This window comes from Pseudomonas sp. B21-056, from assembly GCF_026016325.1.
In the GTDB taxonomy this organism is placed as follows: Bacteria; Pseudomonadota; Gammaproteobacteria; order Pseudomonadales; family Pseudomonadaceae; genus Aquipseudomonas.
This window is the reverse complement of the sequence record NZ_CP087203.1, coordinates 2,703,355-2,722,133: the sequence shown is the minus strand read 5'-3', so window position 1 is coordinate 2,722,133 and position 18,779 is coordinate 2,703,355. Positions and strand designations below refer to the sequence as shown.

General features: G+C 61.8%; 16 protein-coding genes. 7 read left to right on the top strand and 9 right to left on the bottom strand.

Annotated elements, in window-relative coordinates; genetic code table 11:
- Positions 1-53: 53 nt before the first annotated feature.
- Positions 54-1,106 (top strand): proline racemase family protein, encoded by a 1,053-nt coding sequence (locus LOY67_RS12120; protein WP_265067391.1) that lies wholly within the window; start codon positions 54-56, stop codon positions 1,104-1,106.
- A gap of 143 nt (positions 1,107-1,249) precedes the next feature.
- The gene (locus LOY67_RS12115; protein ID WP_265067390.1) at positions 1,250-2,179 is read left to right on the top strand and encodes an ornithine cyclodeaminase family protein; all 930 of its coding nucleotides are present in this window, start codon (positions 1,250-1,252) and stop codon (positions 2,177-2,179) included.
- Positions 2,180-2,312: 133 nt separating this feature from the next.
- Here the strand turns inward: LOY67_RS12115 and LOY67_RS12110 are convergent, their stop codons facing one another.
- From LOY67_RS12110 to LOY67_RS12095, 4 genes are all read right to left on the bottom strand, one after another.
- Positions 2,313-3,185, bottom strand: a complete 873-nt coding sequence (locus tag LOY67_RS12110) for a DMT family transporter (RefSeq protein ID WP_265067389.1) — start codon at positions 3,183-3,185, stop codon at positions 2,313-2,315.
- A gap of 93 nt (positions 3,186-3,278) precedes the next feature.
- Positions 3,279-4,730, bottom strand: a complete 1,452-nt coding sequence (locus LOY67_RS12105) for an aldehyde dehydrogenase family protein (protein WP_265067388.1) — start codon at positions 4,728-4,730, stop codon at positions 3,279-3,281.
- Positions 4,727-5,701, bottom strand: a complete 975-nt coding sequence (locus tag LOY67_RS12100) for a D-2-hydroxyacid dehydrogenase (RefSeq protein WP_265067387.1) — start codon at positions 5,699-5,701, stop codon at positions 4,727-4,729. Before LOY67_RS12100 ends, LOY67_RS12105 begins: the two co-directional genes overlap by 4 nt.
- Positions 5,702-5,711: 10 nt before the next feature.
- A complete protein-coding gene (locus LOY67_RS12095; protein ID WP_265067386.1) occupies positions 5,712-7,103 on the bottom strand; it encodes an NAD(P)/FAD-dependent oxidoreductase in 1,392 nt (463 codons plus the stop codon).
- 423 nt (positions 7,104-7,526) lie between these two features.
- Here LOY67_RS12095 and LOY67_RS12090 point away from each other — a divergent pair, with 423 nt between their 5' ends.
- On the top strand, positions 7,527-8,579 hold the full coding sequence (locus tag LOY67_RS12090; RefSeq protein WP_265067385.1) for a GlxA family transcriptional regulator: 1,053 nt from the start codon (positions 7,527-7,529) through the stop codon (positions 8,577-8,579).
- A gap of 215 nt (positions 8,580-8,794) precedes the next feature.
- Here LOY67_RS12090 and LOY67_RS12085 read toward each other — a convergent pair whose 3' ends face one another.
- The 4 genes from LOY67_RS12085 to LOY67_RS12070 are packed head-to-tail and all read right to left on the bottom strand — an operon-like array spanning position 8,795 to position 12,361.
- Positions 8,795-9,637, bottom strand: coding sequence for a sugar phosphate isomerase/epimerase family protein (locus tag LOY67_RS12085; protein ID WP_265067384.1), 843 nt, complete (start codon positions 9,635-9,637; stop codon positions 8,795-8,797).
- A gap of 1 nt (position 9,638) precedes the next feature.
- A complete protein-coding gene (locus LOY67_RS12080; RefSeq protein ID WP_265067383.1) occupies positions 9,639-10,880 on the bottom strand; it encodes an NAD(P)/FAD-dependent oxidoreductase in 1,242 nt (413 codons plus the stop codon).
- Between the two features lie 18 nt (positions 10,881-10,898).
- Entirely contained in the window at positions 10,899-11,219 is a 321-nt protein-coding gene (locus LOY67_RS12075) for a MocE family 2Fe-2S type ferredoxin (RefSeq protein WP_265067382.1), read from the bottom strand.
- A 35-nt stretch (positions 11,220-11,254) separates the two neighbouring features.
- Positions 11,255-12,361: a fatty acid desaturase family protein gene (locus tag LOY67_RS12070; RefSeq protein ID WP_265067381.1), complete on the bottom strand. Its 1,107-nt coding sequence runs from the start codon at positions 12,359-12,361 to the stop codon at positions 11,255-11,257.
- 180 nt (positions 12,362-12,541) lie between these two features.
- On the opposite strand from LOY67_RS12070, the gene LOY67_RS12065 reads away from it, so the two are divergent.
- Entirely contained in the window at positions 12,542-13,594 is a 1,053-nt protein-coding gene (locus tag LOY67_RS12065) for a LacI family DNA-binding transcriptional regulator (RefSeq protein ID WP_265067380.1), read from the top strand.
- Positions 13,595-13,734: 140 nt separating this feature from the next.
- Here LOY67_RS12065 and LOY67_RS12060 read toward each other — a convergent pair whose 3' ends face one another.
- On the bottom strand, positions 13,735-15,750 hold the full coding sequence (locus LOY67_RS12060; protein ID WP_265067379.1) for a sigma-54 interaction domain-containing protein: 2,016 nt from the start codon (positions 15,748-15,750) through the stop codon (positions 13,735-13,737).
- Between the two features lie 176 nt (positions 15,751-15,926).
- Here LOY67_RS12060 and LOY67_RS12055 point away from each other — a divergent pair, with 176 nt between their 5' ends.
- The 3 genes from LOY67_RS12055 (at position 15,927) to LOY67_RS12045 (ending at position 18,749) form a co-directional block, all read left to right on the top strand.
- Positions 15,927-16,949 (top strand): Gfo/Idh/MocA family oxidoreductase, encoded by a 1,023-nt coding sequence (locus tag LOY67_RS12055; protein WP_265067378.1) that lies wholly within the window; start codon positions 15,927-15,929, stop codon positions 16,947-16,949.
- Complete coding sequence (locus tag LOY67_RS12050) at positions 16,946-17,737, top strand: TIM barrel protein (RefSeq protein WP_265067377.1); 792 nt, start codon at positions 16,946-16,948, stop codon at positions 17,735-17,737. Before LOY67_RS12055 ends, LOY67_RS12050 begins: the two co-directional genes overlap by 4 nt.
- 85 nt (positions 17,738-17,822) lie before the next feature.
- Entirely contained in the window at positions 17,823-18,749 is a 927-nt protein-coding gene (locus LOY67_RS12045; RefSeq protein ID WP_265067376.1) for a sugar ABC transporter substrate-binding protein, read from the top strand.
- The last annotated feature ends 30 nt before the right edge of the window (positions 18,750-18,779 follow it).

The following is an 18,779-nucleotide window of genomic DNA, read 5'->3' as shown; positions in this document are numbered from 1 at the left end:
CGTAAGAACAACTGGAAGCCCTGGGCTTTCGCACATTGTGAGCAGGTAGAAACATGACCTTCAAAAGAACCATTCACGCAGTCGATACCCACGCCGGCACGCCAATGCGCGTGGTCACCGGCGGGATCCCTCACATTCCCGGCAATACCGTCCATGACAAGATGAAATGGATGGAAGCCAACGATGACGGGCTGCGCAAGCTGCTGCTGCGTGAGCCCCGTGGCTATCCGGCGCACTGCTGCAACATCATCGTTCCGCCCGGCCACCCGGAAGCCGATGCCGGCTACATCATCCTGGAGCAGATCGAATACCCGGTGATGTCCGGCGGCAACACCATTTCAGTGGTCACGGTGCTGCTGGAAATGGGCATGCTGCCAATGAAGGAACCGGTCACCGAGCTGACCCTGGAAGCCCCCGCCGGCCTGATCCGCATCCGCGCCGAGTGCAAGGACGGCAAGGTCAAGGGTGTCACCTTCAAGAACGTCCCCGCCTTCGCCGCTCACCTGGACGCAGTCATCGATGTACCGCACTTGGGCAAGGTCACCGTGGATGTGGGCTGGGGCGGCATGTTCTACGTCATTGCCGACGTTCGCCAGTTCAAAGGCCTGGAGCTGATCCCGCAGCACGGCGCCGAGATTGCCCGGGTTTCTTCGATGATTCGCCAGGCGGCCATCGAGCAGTTGCCGGTCGCGCACCCTGATTACCCAGGTGTAGGCATCACCATTTCCCAACTGTCCGGCCCGAGCGAAGACCCGAAAGCCGATTGGAAGAACGCCGTGACCATGGCCTCCGGCGCCTTCTCCTGGGACGATCCGACCACCTGGACCGGTGCACTGGATCGCTGCCCTTGCGGCACCGGCACGTGCGCCAAGATGGCTACCCTGCACGCCAAGGGCGAGTTGCCGCTGAACCAGGATTTCCGTCACCAGAGCCTGATCGGCAACATCTACACCGGGCGCCTGCTGGAAGAGACCAGCATCGGCGATAAAAAGGCCGTGGTGCCGACCATTACCGGCAAAAGCTGGATCTATGGCCTCAACACCCTGGTGCTGGAACACGACGATCCGTTCCCGGAAGGCTTCACCATCGGCGACATCTGGGCCTGATCCGTTACACCGCTGTTTCGCGGAGTGCCTGAACGGGGCTCCGCTCCTCTCCATCCAACCTTTGGGCGCGCATCAGTCTGTACCGATGGCGCTCTTTTTTTTGACCGGCCTTTTTTTGCAGGTCTTTTTGAAAGGAACGCGCGATGCGAATCATCCCGGCTCAGGACATCCGTGCATCGATCAACTGGGGCGACATACTGGATGCCCTGCGCACGGCTCACCTGGGGGAACGCCCCCTCGGTGACAGCTTCTTCATCGGTGACGCCGACTATGGCCTGCTCAGTCGGGGCGTGGTCCTGCCGGGCCTGGGTGCCGGCATCAAGGTTGCGTCCATGTACCCGGCCAACAGCCGCGCAACCCCTGCCCTGCCGACCGAACATGCGGCGTTCGTGGTCATCGACGAAGTATCCAGGGCCATCAGCGCGATTCTGGACGGACCTGAAATCACCCGCTGGAAAACCGCCGCCGACTCCGCCCTGGCCGCACAGCGCCTGAGCCGGGAAGACAGCTCGGTCCTGCTGGTACTGGGCGCAGGCCCCATTGCCCAGGCACTGATCCAGGCCTATCTGCACATTCGTCCCTCGATCAATGAAGTTCTGCTGTGGAACCGCACGGCGTCCAAGCTCTGCGATTTCCATGACGAACTCAGCGGGCAAGGCCTGAACGTGAGCATCGTGAGCGACCTCGACGCTGCTGTGCGCAAGGCCGACATCATCACCTGCGCCACCAGCAGCACCACGCCTCTGGTTCGCGGGGAATTCGTCCGCCCCGGCACTCATGTCGACCTGGTAGGCGGCTACCGTGCCGACATGCGCGAGGCCGATGACGAAGCATTGAAAGGCGCACGCATCTTCGTCGACGATCACTCGACATCAGCCTGCTCAGGGGACATCCAGGGGCCGCTGCAAACAGGCGCTATTACCGAGGCGCAGATTGAAGGCGACCTGTTCGCTCTTTGCCAGGACACGTCGTTCTCGCGCCAGGCCAGCGACAGGACGGTCTACAAGAATGCCGGCGGCGCGCACCTGGACCTGATCGTTTCGCAGTATGTCATCGAGAAGTTGAAAACCTAGATATGACCCTAATGCTGTTCACCTAAGACTTGCCCGGTTCATTGTGGCGAGGGGATTTATCCCCTCGCCACAGGTTCATCGTTTTTCTTAAGTGAACAGCATTAGGCCATGACCCTGGTGGACTCAGCAGGTCCTACCTCGCCCGCACCGCATAGATCCCGCCGGCGAGGATCAGCAGCCCGCCGGCAATGGTATGCAGATCGGGAAATTCACCGAAAACCAACAACCCCACCAACGTCGCAAAGACCAGCAATGAGTAATTGAACGGTTGCAGGACGGCGGCCGGGGCAAACTCCAACGCCTTGATCAGCAACAGGTGCCCTGTCATCCCGGCGACTGCATACACCCCGAGCAGGCCCCACTGCACAGGCGTTGGGGCCTGCCACGCGGGAATCCCGAAGCAGGTGGAAGCGATGGCGCCGATCACCGCCATGTACAGCATATTGGTAGCGAATGAATCGGTCTGGCTTATACGTCGGGACAGCAGGTTGTACACGGCAAAAGTTGTCGCCGCCAGCAACGGAATCAACGCCGCCGGATCGAAAATGCCGAAACCGGGCCGCAGGATGACCAGGGTACCGACGAAGCCCACCAGCGCGGCGACCCAGTGGCGCAGGCCAATGAACTCGCCGAGAAAGACACCTGCCAACGCCAGGGTCAACAACGGGAACACCGCGAAAAGCGCATGGCAATCGGCAAGCCCGAGGTACTTCAGCCCCCAACCGAAAATCGCCGCCTCGCCCAGCGCCAATAGCGAACGCACGACCTGGAGCCTGGGGAGTTTGCTACGCACCGCGCCGCGTAACTCGCCTTTCCATGCCAGGTAGCCAACGACACACACCACGAACACCCAGTAACGCACCATCAGCAGTTGCGCGACGGAGAACTCCTTGACGAGGAATTTGGTGATCCCATCCTGGGAAGCGAACACCAGCATCGAAGTCAGGCACAGAGCGATTCCGCGACTGTGATGAGTCGAGGCCGCCTCGGCAAACTGTCTGGACATGAATAAAGCCACCTCAGCCCCATAGGAGGGCGCAAAAAAAAATGCTGCATTCCCTTTCGGGTTTGCAGCATAAACGTGTGAAGCCTACCGCATTCAGCTCAGTTGATAACTGGTTTTCACTCGGGTGAAGAATTCACGGGCATAGGTCCCCTGCTCCCGTGGCCCGTAGCTGGAGCCACGGTTACCACCGAACGGTACGTGGTAATCCACCCCCGCCGTGGGCAGGTTGACCATGACCATGCCGGCGCTGGAGTTGCGTTTGAAGTGCTCGGCATGCTTCAGGGAAGTGGTGACGATGCCTGCCGAGAGCCCGAACGGCGTGTCTTCGGCAGCCGCAAACGCCTCCTCGTAGTTGCGCACCTTGAGGACGCTCAGCACTGGCCCGAAGATTTCTTCGCGATAGATGCGCATCTCCGGCGTCACATCGACGAACAGCGCCGGCTCGAGGAAGTAACCGCCACCTTCGCGCACCAGACGCTCGCCACCGCAAGCCAACGTGGCGCCTTCGGCAATCCCCGAACGGATGAAGTCCAGGTCGACTTCCAGCTGTTTCGCATCCGCCACCGGGCCGATATCGGTCGAAGCGTCCAGCGCATCGCCAACTTTCAAGGCCCGGGTGCGCTCGGTCAGGCGTGCGATGAACTCGGGGTAGATCCCCTCGGTCACGATCAGCCGCGAACTGGCGGTGCAACGTTGGCCGGTGGAGAAGAACGAACCCTGGAGCGCGACGTCCAGCGCCACTTCCATGTCCGCATCGTCCATGACGATCAGCGGGTTCTTGCCACCCATTTCCAGTTGCACCTTGGCCATGCGCTCCACGGCAATGGCCGCGATCTGGCGACCGGTCTGCTCCGAACCGGTAAAACTGATGGCCTTTACCAACGGATGGCGCATCATCGCATCACCGACGCTGCGACCCGGACCGATCAACATGTTGAACACGCCCGCAGGCAGGCCGGAACGAGAGATGATCTCGGCCAGTGCCCAGGCCGACGACGGCACCATTTCCGCCGGTTTGAACACCACGCAGTTGCCGAAGCACAGGGCCGGGGCAATCTTCCAGGCCGGAATGGCAATGGGGAAGTTCCAGGGACTGATGATGCCCACTACGCCCACCGGTTGACGGCTGGTGTCGATGCCGACACCAGGACGAACCGATTCGTACTTCTCGCCCGATGCCCGCAATGCTTCCTGGGCGTAGAACTTGAACGAACGTCCGGCACGGTCCACCTCGCCCATCGCCTCGCGCAGCACCTTGCCTTCCTCGCGCGCCAGCAAACGACCGAGCTCTTCACGACGCGCCAGGATCTCGCTGCCGATGCGGTCCAGCACGTCGGCGCGCAGCTGCGGATTGCTGGCAGCCCAGGCAGACGCCGCGGCATTGGCAGCCTCGACGGCAACGTGGGTCAGTTGTTCGTCGGCACGGGCGAAACGATCGACGATGTCGCGCGGGTCGGACGGATTGCGGTTTTCCAGGATCTGCTCGGCACCGCTCGGCTCGACGAACGCGCCGTTTACAAAGCTGCTTTTGAGGGGGCTGGTCATCGTGCGGCTCCTGAGCGCAAGGCTGGGCTATGTGTCGAGTTGACGAACTGGGCAATGTTGCCGAGTGCCTGGTTGATCAATCCTTGCATGGCGTCCTGGCTGCTCCAGGCCACATGGGGGTTGAGGATGAAATTGGGGTGGTCGATCAGCCGGAAGATCGGATTGTCCGGCTGCGCCGGCTCCTGCTCGAGGACATCCACCGCGGCGCCGCCGAGCTGGCCGCGCTCCATGGCGTCGATCAACGCGGCCTCGTTGACCACACCACCACGACCGGTGTTCACGATCACCGCATCCGGCTTCATCTGCGCCAACTGCGCGGCACCGACCAGATCTCGTGTCTCCTCGGTGAGCGGGCAGTTGATCATCAGCACATCGCTGTTGCGCAACAGCTCATCCAGGGAGACGAAACCCGGCCCGGAATAACGTCCGCCACGGTCATGAAAGCTCACCTTCATGCCGATGGCCTTGCCCAGTTCGGCGACACGCTTGGCAATCGGGCCATTGCCGACGATGCCTAGCAGGCGGCCACGCAAATCGCGAATCGGGAAGTCGAAGTAGATGTTCTTCGGCTCATGGGTACCGGCATGCACCTGTTGCATCAGGCGGTGGTAGCTGGATGCCCGGCGAAACAACTCGAACATCATGGCGACGGAATGTTCGGCCACGGTGTTGGTGGCATAACCCGGCACATTGCCAACCTTGATGCCGCGGGCCTGGCAGTAGTCCACGTCGACGATGTCGGTGCCGGTCAGCGCCAGGGAAATCATCTGCAAGTCCGGCAACTGGGAAAGATGCTCCTCGCGCAGGGGGACACTGCAGGTCAGGGCGACGGTCGCCCCTTTCAGGCGTTCGACCAGTTGTTCCGGTTGGGTGTAGTGATAACTCACCCACTCGTGCTCGAAGGGCAAGTCAGGGATGACGACGCCCGGCCCGATGCCCTCGTCATCGAGAAATACGACGCGATGCTTCATGAATACTTTCCTATTTTTTTTGTGCTGGGACGTAGCCGGCCGGTGCCAGCGAAGCGAGTTGCGTGGTCAGGAAACTGGCATCCTGGTTTTCGTCCTCCAGGGACTCCTTGCGCACCAGCGCGTCACGCACCATATGAGCCCCGATGAAACGGAACGGCTCTGGCGGGAACATCTTCATTTTCTGGTTCACCAGGCCACAGTTGGACCATTCGTCATTGGCATCCTCGACCAGCGACTTGATGATCCGGCTGGCAAACACCGTGGTGGCGACACCGTTACCCGAGAAACCGATACCGAACACGATGTTCGGGTGCCCGCCGAGCCGGCCGAAGTTCGGCAAGCCCTTCATGGCGCGGTCGATAGGACCGGTCCAGCTGCTCACCACCGGGACGTCCTTGAGCTGCGGATAGAAGCTGTACATCTCGGCCGCGACTTTCTCCGCTGCGGGCGTTGGCCGCTCATACAGATCACCGATCTTGCCGGCGAACGCGAACTGGCCCAGGGGCTTGCCGAATACGATGCGGCCATCGGGGGTGTTGCGGTAGTAGTTCAGCACCGTGCGCGAGTCGGTGATGCATTCGCCGCCGCTGAAACCGATCTGGTCCAGACGGTTCTTGACCGGCGCGGTGGCGACCATGTCGCTGGACATGATGGCGACCATGCGACGCAATTCCGGGAACTGCGCGCCCCAGGCGTTCATCGCCACCACCACTTTCTTCGCCTGGATCCGGCCGCCAGCGGTGTGCACCACAGGCTGCTCGCTGCGCTCCAGGTGCGTCAGCGGCGAATTCTCGTAGATCACCACGCCCAGCTTCAGGGCCACACGGCGCAGACCACGGGCCAGCATGGCCGGCTGCACGGTGGCGGCGTTGGGGTCGAAGATGCCGCCCATCATCCGTGGTGAACCGGTGCGCTGGCGCACCTGCTCCGGGGTGAGGGTCTGGAACGGGTTGACCCCGTGCTGCTCCAGGCTATCGGTCAGCACCTTCCAGGAGTTGACCTGGCGCTTGTTGCTGGCGGTCCACAGCCAGCCGTCCTTGCGGTACTGGGCATCGATATCGTGCTCACGGCAGAAACTGCCGATCTCGTCGATGGCGGACTCGGCAGCCTCACAGATCCGGCGTGCTTCCTTCTCGCCGCAGATGCTCATGACCGACAGGTACTTGGCCCACCAGTTGGTGGCGATGCCGCCGTTGCGTCCACTGGCGCCGGAACCGCAGCGGTCGCGCTCGATGATCACGATCCGCCAGGTCGGATGAGCCTGCTTGAGCCGGATGGCCGACCACAAGCCGAGATAGCCACCGCCGATGATGCAGACATCGGCCTGTTCATTACCTTCAAGCGTCGGAGCGAGATGACTGTCGAGATCGAGCGCCTGTGCATACCAGAAGCCACGGTACATATCTTGTTAACCCAATATGAGTGAATTGTTGGAAACCATGGTGCCGAGTTGGCCTGGGGGGCACTATCAGGTTCAGGACAATTGCTGGAAGGTTACTGCCGAAGAAGGTACTCAGAACCGGTGGGCGCATCCGGAACCACGCGCAAATCCCCCTGCGGGAGCGAGCTTGCTCGCGAAAGCGTCGTGCCAGTCGCCACCGAAGTCGATTGATCCACCGCTATCGCGAGCAGGCTCGCTCCCACAGGGGCTGTCGTGAGTCATAGAGGGTGCGGAAGACCGGCTGTCCGAATTCTTATACAGGTTGTGCTCCCTGTTATATTTAAGACATTCGATCAGGCCTATTCTTACCCCAGTGACAGCTGCACCCAGTGCCGATCTTGGCCCTTGCGCAGGGACGCCATCAGGTACGTGAGGACAACAATAATGAAGACAATCAGCACATACGAAACGCCCACGGACGAGAACACCGAAGTCGCGGTGAAGCCTGACCTGCGTGTCGGTTTCATTCTGATGAATCAGTTCACCCTCGTTCCGGTGGCCGGCCTGGTGGACTCCCTGCGATTCGCCGCGGATAAATCGTTCCGCAGCCAGCAGATCTTCTGCAAATGGGACTGGATGACCTGCAACGATCAGCCGATCACGGCCAGTTGCGGCATGCCGATCTCACCGACCAAACCCCTGAGCGTCATCGGCGAATACGACTATGTCGTCCTGGCCGGGGGCCTGCTGAGTGAAACCCGCGATCCGCCGGACTGGCTGCTGGACCTCCTGCGTGAACTGCATGCGGCCAAGACGCCCATCATCGCCCTGTGTTCCGGCTCTTTCGTGCTCGGCAAGGCCGGCCTGCTGGACGGACGTCGCTGCACCGTGCACTTCACCATCCGTGAAGAGTTCACGCAGCGTTTCCCCAAGGCCGAAGTGCTGGTGGACAAGAGCTATGTCGATGACGACGGCATCATCACCTGCCCCGGTGGCACGGCCATCGACCTGGCGGCCAACCTGATCAGCCACCATTGCGGCACGATCCGCGCCCAGAAAGGCCTGGAATACCTGCTGGTGGACGACGAGGAAATCCAGCGGCAGACGCCGAACGAGAAGTCCCGTGTCACCGAACTGCATGTCTACAAGAACGACATGGTCGAGCGCGCCATCAGCTACATGCGCAGCCACATGGATGCCCCCGGTTCGCTGCGCTCGGTGGCGGAAAGTGTCGGCACCAATGAACGCCAGCTCCATCGCGCGTTCATGTCCAGCACCAACGAATCACCGGCGCACTACTGGCGCAAACTGCGTCTGGACCATGCGAAAAAGCTGCTGATGAACACCAACCAGCACGTCACCCAGATCGCCTACGCCACAGGCTTTTCCGATGCGTCGCACTTCATCCTGTGGTTTCGCAAGCAGTTCGGCGAAACGCCGTGCTCGTTCCGCAAGCGCCGGCATGATGCGGAGAAGTTGATCAATACGGGACACTGAAACGAGCCGGACGAAAGCGGTCCACCACCAATCCCCTGTGGGAGCGAGCCTGCTCGCGATGAATGCCTGTCAGTCGCCTCAACATTGACAGGTCCACCGCGATCGCGAGCAGGCTCGCTCCCACAGTTTCTGCGGTGTTCACAAAAGTGCTATCCGCCATCAGTCCCTTATCTGCTCGCAAGAATCTTGAATCATCCCCACAGGCAAACGCAGGATCAGCCCTCGCCTGAAGCCCGACAATCCCTCCAGACCTCACGCATCAACTGCTTCAACATCAACGCCTCATCCCAGCGATCGGTGATATCGCGCCCGTCGGCCCCAGTAATCGCGTAGGGCGGCGGGCCGAGTTCGCAGGTGAAGGACAGGCTGGCGGGGGTGTTCGGGCGGGCCAGCCAGTCCTCGATTCCGTAGCGCCACCAGCCGAGGAATCGCTCCAGCCAGGGTCGGTGCTGGGCGAAACCCAAGGGCACCTGGACCTGTTCGCCGTTGCTGACACGGCCATGGAAGCCCCAACTGTGGCGCAGGATACGCTGGATGTATTCGTCATCTTCGGCGGCGGCTGGTTCTGGCATCTCGCGCCCCACGACGTAGTGGGACAGGTCCGCCAGCAGTTTCAGGTCGGGCATCTGCTCGAGCAGGTCCAACGTGAACAGCAAGTCATTGCTCAGGCGGTAGCGATGGGTTTCCAGGAGGATCGGAAAGTCCACCTGCTCGGCCAGGCGTTGCCAGCCCTCGATCAGTTCGACCGCCTGACTCAGCGTGCGCGGCCGGATGTCGGCTTGCAGCGTGAGATGATGACAGCCATGGCGCACGGCGACGTCGAGTGCGGCCTCCAGGTCATCCACGCTACGGGGAAAGAGCTGGCCTTCGATGTGCAGATCGAGTGCCTTGGCAGCGGCGTGCAGACGCGCAGCGTGGGAAGGCACCCAGAAATGATCGGTGATGCCGTCGAAGCCAGCGGCGGCAATTTTTTCCAGCTGCGCCTCGAGGGCAAGCGTGCATTCGCCACGGTGATCCTGCATGGCCCAGAGCGATTGAAAGATCAGGAATTCACGCATGTCAGGTCCTTAGTAATTGTTTGAGCGACACGTCAGCATCGGCCAGGGTGTCCACGGCGAGGCGGCTTCGGCTGGCGATCAGCCGCTCACACAGCTTGATGTCCTTGGCAATGCTGTTGCCCAGGCCCCAGCCGCAGGCGCCTTGCAGGCGTTGCTCGGTATCGAGGTAGAACATCAGGAAACCACCGTTTGCGAGGGCCCGGCTCGTCGTCGGTTGCGTATTTGAAATCACGCCCACGGTCTGGAGCCCCCAGTCGTACTGGTCGGACCAGAAGCCGGGGATCACCTCGAAGGGCAGTTCATGGCCCAGCAGGTTCAGGGCGGCGTGACGCCCCTGGTTTTCGGCATTGCGCCAGGTTTCCTGACGCTGAAAAACACCCTGTGGATGCAGCCGAAACTCGCAGACATCACCGGCGGCGAAGATGTCCGGCGCACTGGTGCGTAATTGGGCGTCGACGCGGATGCCCTGGCCGACGGCCAGTCCGGCGGACACCGCCAGTTCAATGTTGGGTTGCATGCCGATACCGATGACCAGCAGGTCGCACGGCAGCAGCTCGCCGTCGACCAGCTGCACCGACTCGACGCGGGTGTCGCCCTGCACCGCCTCAATGGCGACGTTCAGCCGTACCTCCACACCCTGACTGCGATGCAACGCCAGCAGCGCGTGGGACAGTCGCTCCGGCAGGACGCGGCCCGCCAGCCGTGGTCCGGCTTCAAGCACAGTGACGGCGCAACCCAAGGCTCGGGCGGTGGCGGCCACTTCGAGGCCGATGAAGCCGCCGCCGATGATCACCAGGCGCGTGCCCGGTTGCAGCCCAGCACGCAACCTCAACGCTTCGTCATGGGTGCGCAGATAAAGCACATTGGCCAGATGCTTGGGCACCCTGGGCAATCGCCGCGCCCTGCCCCCGGTCGCCAGCAACAAGCGTGCATAATCCAGCCAGCGACCGTCGGCCAACTGCAACCGGTGTTGTTGCGGATCGAGACTCTTCACCGGGTTGCCAGCCAAATGTTCGATGTCCAGTTCGGCGAGCCGGCTGCCGTCACACAGGCTGAATCCCGCCAGTTCGGCCGTGCCCTGCAACAGCCCCTTGGACAGTGGTGGACGCTCATAAGGTGGATGAGATTCATCGCCAATCAGGATCAAACGACCCGCATAACCTTCCTCGCGCAGGGTCAGCGCCGCGCGGCCACCGGCATGCCCGGCGCCGACGATAATCAGTGGAGCGTTGGCAGCATTCATGGCACAGCCTCCGCGCCGTTAAACGTCGATGCCGAGCAGGACACGCCCCGCCTCGACCCGGATCGGATAGGTCCTGAGGTTGACGCACACCGGTGCGCCCAGGGCCTTGCCGGAGCGGTAGTCGAAACGCCCGTTGTGCTTGGGGCATTCGATGACATGGTCCATCACCAGGCCATCGGCCAAGTGAATGGATTCATGGGTGCACAGGCCGGCGGTGGCGAAAAACTCATCGTCCGCGGAGCGGTAGACGGCATAGGTGTGCGGGCCGTGGTCGAAACGAATGACATCCTCTTCGTTTATTTCGCCCACGGCGCAAACGTCGATCCATTGATCGGTCATGGCGCGTTCTCTTGTAGTGGTAAAAACGGGAAGTGTCAGGCCGGTGTCGCTTCAGCCTGGGTGCTGGCGGCCGGCGCCGTGCGTTGTGGCAAAGGGCGACGGACGAAATAGCCCGGATCCTTGCGCTGCTTCCAGATGGTCGGGAGGATTTCCTTGAACGTCGCGAACAGGCTGGTATACGGCGGCGGACAATCGTGGCGGATCTCTGCGTGAAGCTGCGCCAGCGCATGAAACGGCACCATCGGATACATGTGATGCTCGAGGTGATAGTTCATGTCGAGGTAGAGAAAACGCAGCACCGGATTCATGTAGATGGTGCGGCAGTTGCTGCGATGATCGAGCACGTCTTCGGCCAGCCCGACATGCTGGGAAAGGCCGAACACATAGGACAGCCAGCCGCCATACAGCGTCGGCAGGCCGATGAACATCAGCGGCAACCAGCTCTGCAGGTACAGTGCAGCCGCCACGGTCAGTCCATAGATCACCAGCCAGATGCGCGCCGCCGTAAAGATCTTCGGCCATTCGGATTCGGGGATGAAGGTCCGCTCCTCTTCCGCCATCCGCCCGACCGCATGCCGGCAGACCGACCCCATCGTCTTGATCGCGTAGGGCATCCTGAACAGGCTGAGCACCATGTTGATCAGGCTTGGCGGGCGCGGCTCGACGATCTCCGGATCGCGACCGACGATGATGGTGTCGGTGTGGTGCCGCGCATGGCTCCAGCGCCACACATGGGGCTCGAACATGAACATGAAACTCGACACCTGGTAGACCACGTCATTCATCCAGCGAGTCTTGAACGCCGTGCCGTGACCGGTTTCGTGCCAACGGGCATTCGACGCCGTGCCGTAGAGCAGCCCATAGGCGAAGAAGAACGGCACGCAGGCCCAGGATCCCCAGAACCAGTAGCCACCGAACCCGGTGACGGCCATCGACAGCAACCAGATCGCGGTGTCGCGCAATGCCGGGCCATCGCGGCGCTGCATCAATTCCTTCATGCGTTTGCGAGAAATCGGCGATTGGTACCAGTTGGCCGATACCAGGCCTTGTTGCGCCGCCTTGGCGGCTTCGGGTCCGAGCAGTGAATAGTCCCGGCGGGCGGGTTTATCGCGGTGTCCGGAGGCTGAGTTTTGTTCGGGCATTTTATTGTTCTCCGCAAGCTTGATGGTTTTGAACACTTGCTTGATGCAGGTTCGCATCGTTGGAGAAACCATAGAGAGCGCATTGATCAGCCTCAAGCCCTTGAATTCATTCCCTATCAAGCTATCATCCAGTCCCATCGAAGCTTGATAGTTTTCTATCAAGGCGCTGTGGGGCCTGCCATGAACAACCGCACCAAACGCCCAACCATCGCCACCGTCGCCGAGCACGCCGGGTTGAGTGTCGCGACCGTGGACCGGGTGCTCAATGCCCGGGCGCCGGTCAGCCCGGCCACGGCCGAACAGGTGTTCCAGGCCGCGGAAAAGGTCGGCTATTTCGCCGCCCGGCTGATCGGCCAACGGATCCGTGAGCGCCGTCCCAGCTACCGCTTCGGCATTCTCCTGCTCGGCACCGCCCAGGCGTTCTATGGCAACGTGGCCGCTGCCATCACGGAAGCGGCGCAGCGTCAGGCCGGCGCCAATCTGAGCATTCAGTTCGAATACGTCTTCGATCGCACACCCAGCGCGATCATTGCCCAGATCGAACAACTGGCGGTGCAGTGCGACGGCCTGGCCGTGGTCAGCTTCGCGCACCCGTTGATCAACGCCTGTATTGCCCAGATCAGAACCGCCGGCGTGCCGGTGATCGCGCTGCTGTCCGATATCCATGAGATGGCCGATGAACCTTACGTCGGCCAGGATAACCATGAAGTCGGGCGCACCATGGGTTGGCTGATGGCCCACACCTGCGGCACCCATGAGGGCAGTGTCGGGGTGCTGCTCGGTGGTCATCGCTTCCTCGGCCACCAGGCCCGGATCGACGGGCTGCGCAGCTACCTGGCGGCGCATGCCCCCGGCCTGCGACTGCTGGAAGCGGTAATCAACCTGGACAATAACGACATCACCGAAGAGGCGACCCTGGACCTGCTGGCGCGGCATGACGACCTGTGTGGCTTGTGTGTGGTCGGCGGAGGTGGCGACGGCATCATCACCGCCCTGTCGCAACTGCCGAACCGGCCGTCGCTGTGCAGCATCCTGCAGGAGTCCACCGAGCTCTCGCGCCAGGCCCTGGCGCAGGGCCTGATCAGCCTGGTCATCGATTCCCAGCCGCGATTGCTGGCGCAAGCGCTGGTTGATCTACTGGTGGAATTGCAGACCGCGCCAGCCTTCGATCCGGTTCGGCATCGCATCCATATCCCGTTGCAGATCATGACCTCAGAGAATGCTCGTCCCTGAGCGGAATGCTGTTCACTCAAGACGTACCCGGTCATTGTGGCGAGGGGATTCATCCCCGCTGGGCTGCGCAGCAGCCCCAAAATCTTAGGGCCGCTTCGCGCCCCAGCGGGGATAAATCCCCTCGCCACAGGTTCATCTACTTACTTAAGTAAGCAGCCCCCTGAACGAAATGTTTCGGCGCTCAACCCGTACCGATTCATCTTGTTGTACAGCCCACCCCGGGACACGTTCAGCTGTGTGGCGGCCAGGCGGATGTTGCCCCGGGTGGCCTCGAGAGCAGCGACAATCGCGTTCATTTCATGGGCATCGAGGCCCAGGGCTGCTGGTCGCTCAGGCACACCCCTTGGAGATGACGGCCGTGCGCCCTGCCTGATTTCAAGCGGCAGATCATCCGCCTGGATCAGCTCGGTGGTCGCCAGATTGGTCGCCCGTTCGATGATGTTTTCCAGCTCACGCACGTTGCCTGGCCAGTGGTAGGCCGACAGCACATCCAACGCCTGGGGCGAGATGCCCCGCACCGACTTGCGCAATGAACGGGCACAGCGGCTGAGAAAATGCTGCGCCAGCAAAGGCACGTCCTCCAGGCGCATGCGCAGCGGCGGTACCGTCAGGTTCAGCACGTTGAGCCGATAGTAAAGATCCTCACGAAACGCCCCGTCGGCCACCGCCTGACTCAGGTTGCGGTGGGTGGCGGCGATGATGCGCACGTTCACCCGCTGGGATTTCTTCGCCCCCACACGAGTGACTTCGCCTTCTTGCAGGACCCGCAACAGACTGACCTGGGCGCCGAACGACATGTCGCCGATTTCATCGAGAAAGATCGTGCCACCGTCAGCCAGTTCGAACTTGCCGGCCGATCCACCGCGAGCCGAACCGGTGAAGGCTCCCTCGACATGCCCGAACAATTCGCTCTGCACCAGATCCCGTGGAATCGCCCCGCAATTGACCGCCACGAATGGGCCACGGCAACGCTCGCTGGCGTTGTGGATCGCCTGGGCGAACAGTTCCTTGCCGGTGCCGCTTTCACCGAAAATCAGCGTGGTCGAATCACTGCGACTGGCGATTCGGCCAAGGTGCAACGCGTCCTGGATCGCTCGGGAATTGCCTTGAATGGTGTCGAAGGTGTAGCTGGCCTGGGTGCCGATGATCCGTCGGGTGATTTCGCGGATGCGCCGATTTTCCCGCAATGAAACGATGCGTCCGCCCTGCTCCAGTGAACACACCGACACCAGGCATGCCAAGTGGCTGCGATCATGCAGCTCGAAGGTGCAGTCCAGGTCACGCAGCCCTTCCCCGCCACGCAGCAGAACCTCATCGGTCAGCTCACTTTGGCCGAGCAGTTGAAAGGGCTGGCCCAGCAGGTCGCGACCGACGCGAAACAACTGTCGGGCGTAGCCGTTGATGGCGCGGATGCAACCACGCTCGTCCAGCACGACCAAGCCTTCGTTGAGCACTTCAAGCACGGTTTGCTGTTCTTCCAGCAGCGCCTGCAACGCCATCTGCCGCGAAACGGCTTCGGCCGCGGCCTGCACGGTGCCCAGCGTGTGGAAGTGAAACCAGCCAGGCTCAGCGGTCAGGGTCAGGATCGCCAGTGTCCGCCCCTGGGCATCGCGAATCGGGGCAGCGGCACAATGCATGCGTCGCCTGCGCAGGCCAACGCCGAAGTTCTCTTCGGCCAGCACATAGACCAGGCGATCTTCCGCCAACGCCAGCCCCGTACAGTTGGTGCCCTGCACCGACTCCAGCAAGCGGCTGCCTACCGGAGTGAGATCACTGCCGCAGAAATACAACGTCGTGCCGGCGGCGTCGGTCAGGTTGATATGCCCCCTGGGGTTGTAGGCCAGCAATCCGCCCATGACCTCGGCCGCTGCGGTGACCAGCACGCGATGGGCGGCCTGGGTAGCGGCCAGTTCGACAGGATCGACAAAACGATACGCGCCATCCTCTGGATCGAGGCCGGCGCCGACGCTGCGCAGCCAGGAGTTCCAGATCACCGGCCTGACGTTGGCCGGTCGATCGGTTCGTCCATCCAGGCACGCCAGCCAGGCCTGCTCCAACGCCACGATCGGTCCCTCATTCAACGACGCCGGACCGAGCGATGTGATGTAGTCCAGATCGTGCTCACTGACTGCGATAGGCGCTGGGATCACTGTCATTTCCTATGTTCATATTTTCGACATGTCAGTATAGGCATGTCTAAAAAATCAACACTTATCTAACGCCATCAATTAAAAATCAATTATCTATCAATGACTTAACCTTTGGCATAGCCCTTGCTCCCTCTGTACCAGCGAGGAAACCCTGCTGAACAATAAAAAAGGAAGTCATTGTCATGAATACATCCAGGAACATCCGCCTCGGCCTCATCGGTGCCGGGCGCATGGGCAGTTTTCACGGGCTGACGGCGGCCCGACACATTCCCGGCGCCAGCCTGGCCGCCATTGCCGACCCGACGGCCGGCCAAGCCGCTCGCCTGGCCGCTGAGCTGGAGGTGACGCGGGTCTACAGCGACCCGCAACAATTGCTCGACGACCCCGACATTGACGCTGTGCTGATCGCCGCCCCGGCGCGCAGCCATGCCGAACTGGTGATCAGCGCCGCCCATGCCGGCAAAAGTGTGTTCTGTGAAAAACCCATGGCTATCACCCTCGACGAAGCCGACCGCGCCATCGCCGCGGCGGCCGATGCCCGGGTAACCTTGCAAGTCGGCTTCAATCGCCGGTTCGCCAGAAGCTTTCGCACCGCCCACCTGGACGTGTCGGCCGGCCGGATCGGTACGCCACAATTGCTGCGCTCACTGACCCGTGACCCGGCGCTGAACAATCCGGCCAACTCGCCGCAATGGGTGATTTTCCTCGAAACCCTGATCCACGATTTCGACACGTTGCGCTACCTCAATCCCGGCGCCGAAGTGGTCGAAGTCTTCGTGATGGCCGATGCGCTGATCGCCCCGGACTTCAAGGACAAGGGTTTGCTCGACACCGCCCTGGTGACCCTGCGCTTCGACAACGGCGCCCTCGCCACCGCCGAGGCGAATTTCCAGGCGGTGTATGGCTACGATGTCCGTGGGGAAGTGTTCGGCAGCGCCGGCATGTTGACCATGGGCGCCGTCAATGACTCCGACCTGGTTCGCTACCTCGCCAACGGTGTCCAGGCTGACACCCAACGCCTGGACACCGACCTGCTACGGGATGCCTATGTGGCCGAACTCAACCATTTCGTGCATTGCCTGCGCACTGGCGAAAAACCCCTCGCCAGCGGCGAAGACGCCCGCGCCGCCCTGGCCATTGCGCGTGCCTGTATCGAGTCGTACCAACAAGGCAAACCGGTGCGCGTGCAGGGAGGCCGCCCATGAGCTTCACGCCGTTCAAACTGGCGATCAGCGCCGAGATGGTCTTCCTCGACCTGCCCTTCACCGAGCGGGTCAAACGGATTCACGGGCTGGGTTTCAGCGCTGAAATCTGGGACTGGACGAAGAAAGACATTGCCGCCCTGATCGCCACCGGCGCTGACTTCACCTCGATGACCGGCTACATCGCAGGCAACCTGACCGACCCCGAGGGTATCCAGCATCTGCTCGACAGTGCGCGGGAGTCGCTGGCTGTCGCGGCCCGGTTGAACTGCCCCAGCCTCAACCTGCATGGCACCGGCCTGGGCGACAACGGCCTGCCGGTCAAGCCGGTGGCCCTCACCACTGGCCGCATGTGGCTGAGCGCCTGCAAGACCCTGGAGAAAATCGCCCGCCTGGGCGAAGACGCCGGCCGGGTGTTCCTGCTGGAAAACCTCAACACCGAGGTGGACCACCCCGGCACGCCGTTCGCCCGCGCCGACGATACCCTGGCGCTGATCGAAGCCGTGGGCAGCCCGCATCTGAAGCTGAACCTGGACCTTTACCATGCGCAGATCGGCGAAGGAAACCTGATCGAACTGATCCAGCGCGCCGGCAGCGCCATCGGCGAAATCCAGGTGGCCGACGTCCCTGGACGCATGGAGCCGGGGACCGGCGAGATCCATTACCCGGCCATTGCCAAAGCCTTGTTCGACATGGGATACACCGGTGTCGTCGGCCTTGAGGGCTGGGCCAGCGGCGACAGCGAGGTGGCACTCCAGCGTTTCCGGCAAGCGTTTACCCTGGATCGATGAAACGGCGGCGCCCTGGAGCATTGAATCGAGGTGCGCCGGCAACCTTCACGCCTGATCGACTCATAACAACAAAAGGAATATCACCATGCGTCGTTGCACACTGCTTCTTGCCACGCTGCTCCTCATCTTCAGCCAATGGGCCAACGCCGGTTATCGCATCGGCGTCAGCATCGCCAGGGTTGACGACAACTTCATGACCTATGTGCGCAGCGGCCTGGAGGACGCCGCCAGAAAAGACCATGTCCAGATCCAGTTCGAGGATGCCCAGGGCGACGTAGTGCGCCAGCTCAATCAGGTCCAGGGTTTCATCAACCAGAAAGTGGACGCGGTCATCGTCTTGCCGGTGGACACCGCCGCCACCAGCAACATGACCCGCGCCGCGGTCGATGCAAAGATGCCGCTGGTGTATGTCAATCGGCACCCGGACGAACGCGTGCTGCCCAAAGGCGTAGTCACCGTGGCCTCGAATGACATCGAAGCCGGGCAGCTGCAAATGCGTTACCTGGCGGAGAAACTGAACGGCAAAGGCACCCTCGCGATCATCATGGGTGACCTTGCGCAGAACTCCACCCATGACCGCACCGAAGGGGTCAAGCAGGTGCTCAAGGATTACCCCGGGATCAAGGTCGTCGAACAGCAAAGTGCCGAATGGCAACGCGCCAAAGGCATGGACCTGACCAGCAACTGGCTGCTGGCCGGCACCTCTTTCGATGCCATCGTCGCCAACAACGACGAGATGGCCATCGGCGCGGCCATGGCCTTGCAGCAGGCGGGTAAAGCCAAGGGTGAGATCGCGATTGTCGGCATCGACGGCCTGCCCGATGGCCTGGCGGCGATCAAGCGCGGGATGCTGGTCGCCTCGGTCTTTCAGGACCCCAAGGCCCAGGCCACGACGGCGCTGCAATCGGCGGTGAAAATGATCAAGGGGGAACCCGTCGAAACGGATGTCTGGGTGCCCTTTGAACTGATCAAGCCGGAACAGGTGGCGGTGTTTGAGCAGCATTACAAATAGCGTCTGAGGCTGAGCGGCATAACGTTGCTC

Excerpts from the sequence above, each read along its gene's own strand:
- LOY67_RS12060 (WP_265067379.1), bottom strand. The coding sequence starts at position 15,750 with ATGACAGTGATCCCAGCGCCTATCGCAGTCAGTGAGCACGATCTGGAC.
- LOY67_RS12090 (WP_265067385.1), top strand. The coding sequence starts at position 7,527 with ATGAAGACAATCAGCACATACGAAACGCCCACGGACGAGAACACCGAA.
- LOY67_RS12085 (WP_265067384.1), bottom strand. The coding sequence starts at position 9,637 with ATGCGTGAATTCCTGATCTTTCAATCGCTCTGGGCCATGCAGGATCAC.
- LOY67_RS12100 (WP_265067387.1), bottom strand. The coding sequence starts at position 5,701 with ATGAAGCATCGCGTCGTATTTCTCGATGACGAGGGCATCGGGCCGGGC.
- LOY67_RS12120 (WP_265067391.1), top strand. The coding sequence starts at position 54 with ATGACCTTCAAAAGAACCATTCACGCAGTCGATACCCACGCCGGCACG.
- LOY67_RS12075 (WP_265067382.1), bottom strand. The coding sequence starts at position 11,219 with ATGACCGATCAATGGATCGACGTTTGCGCCGTGGGCGAAATAAACGAA.
- LOY67_RS12110 (WP_265067389.1), bottom strand. The coding sequence starts at position 3,185 with ATGTCCAGACAGTTTGCCGAGGCGGCCTCGACTCATCACAGTCGCGGA.
- LOY67_RS12065 (WP_265067380.1), top strand. The coding sequence starts at position 12,542 with ATGAACAACCGCACCAAACGCCCAACCATCGCCACCGTCGCCGAGCAC.
- LOY67_RS12055 (WP_265067378.1), top strand. The coding sequence starts at position 15,927 with ATGAATACATCCAGGAACATCCGCCTCGGCCTCATCGGTGCCGGGCGC.
- LOY67_RS12105 (WP_265067388.1), bottom strand. The coding sequence starts at position 4,730 with ATGACCAGCCCCCTCAAAAGCAGCTTTGTAAACGGCGCGTTCGTCGAG.
- LOY67_RS12050 (WP_265067377.1), top strand. The coding sequence starts at position 16,946 with ATGAGCTTCACGCCGTTCAAACTGGCGATCAGCGCCGAGATGGTCTTC.
- LOY67_RS12045 (WP_265067376.1), top strand. The coding sequence starts at position 17,823 with ATGCGTCGTTGCACACTGCTTCTTGCCACGCTGCTCCTCATCTTCAGC.
- LOY67_RS12080 (WP_265067383.1), bottom strand. The coding sequence starts at position 10,880 with ATGAATGCTGCCAACGCTCCACTGATTATCGTCGGCGCCGGGCATGCC.
- LOY67_RS12070 (WP_265067381.1), bottom strand. The coding sequence starts at position 12,361 with ATGCCCGAACAAAACTCAGCCTCCGGACACCGCGATAAACCCGCCCGC.
- LOY67_RS12095 (WP_265067386.1), bottom strand. The coding sequence starts at position 7,103 with ATGTACCGTGGCTTCTGGTATGCACAGGCGCTCGATCTCGACAGTCAT.
- LOY67_RS12115 (WP_265067390.1), top strand. The coding sequence starts at position 1,250 with ATGCGAATCATCCCGGCTCAGGACATCCGTGCATCGATCAACTGGGGC.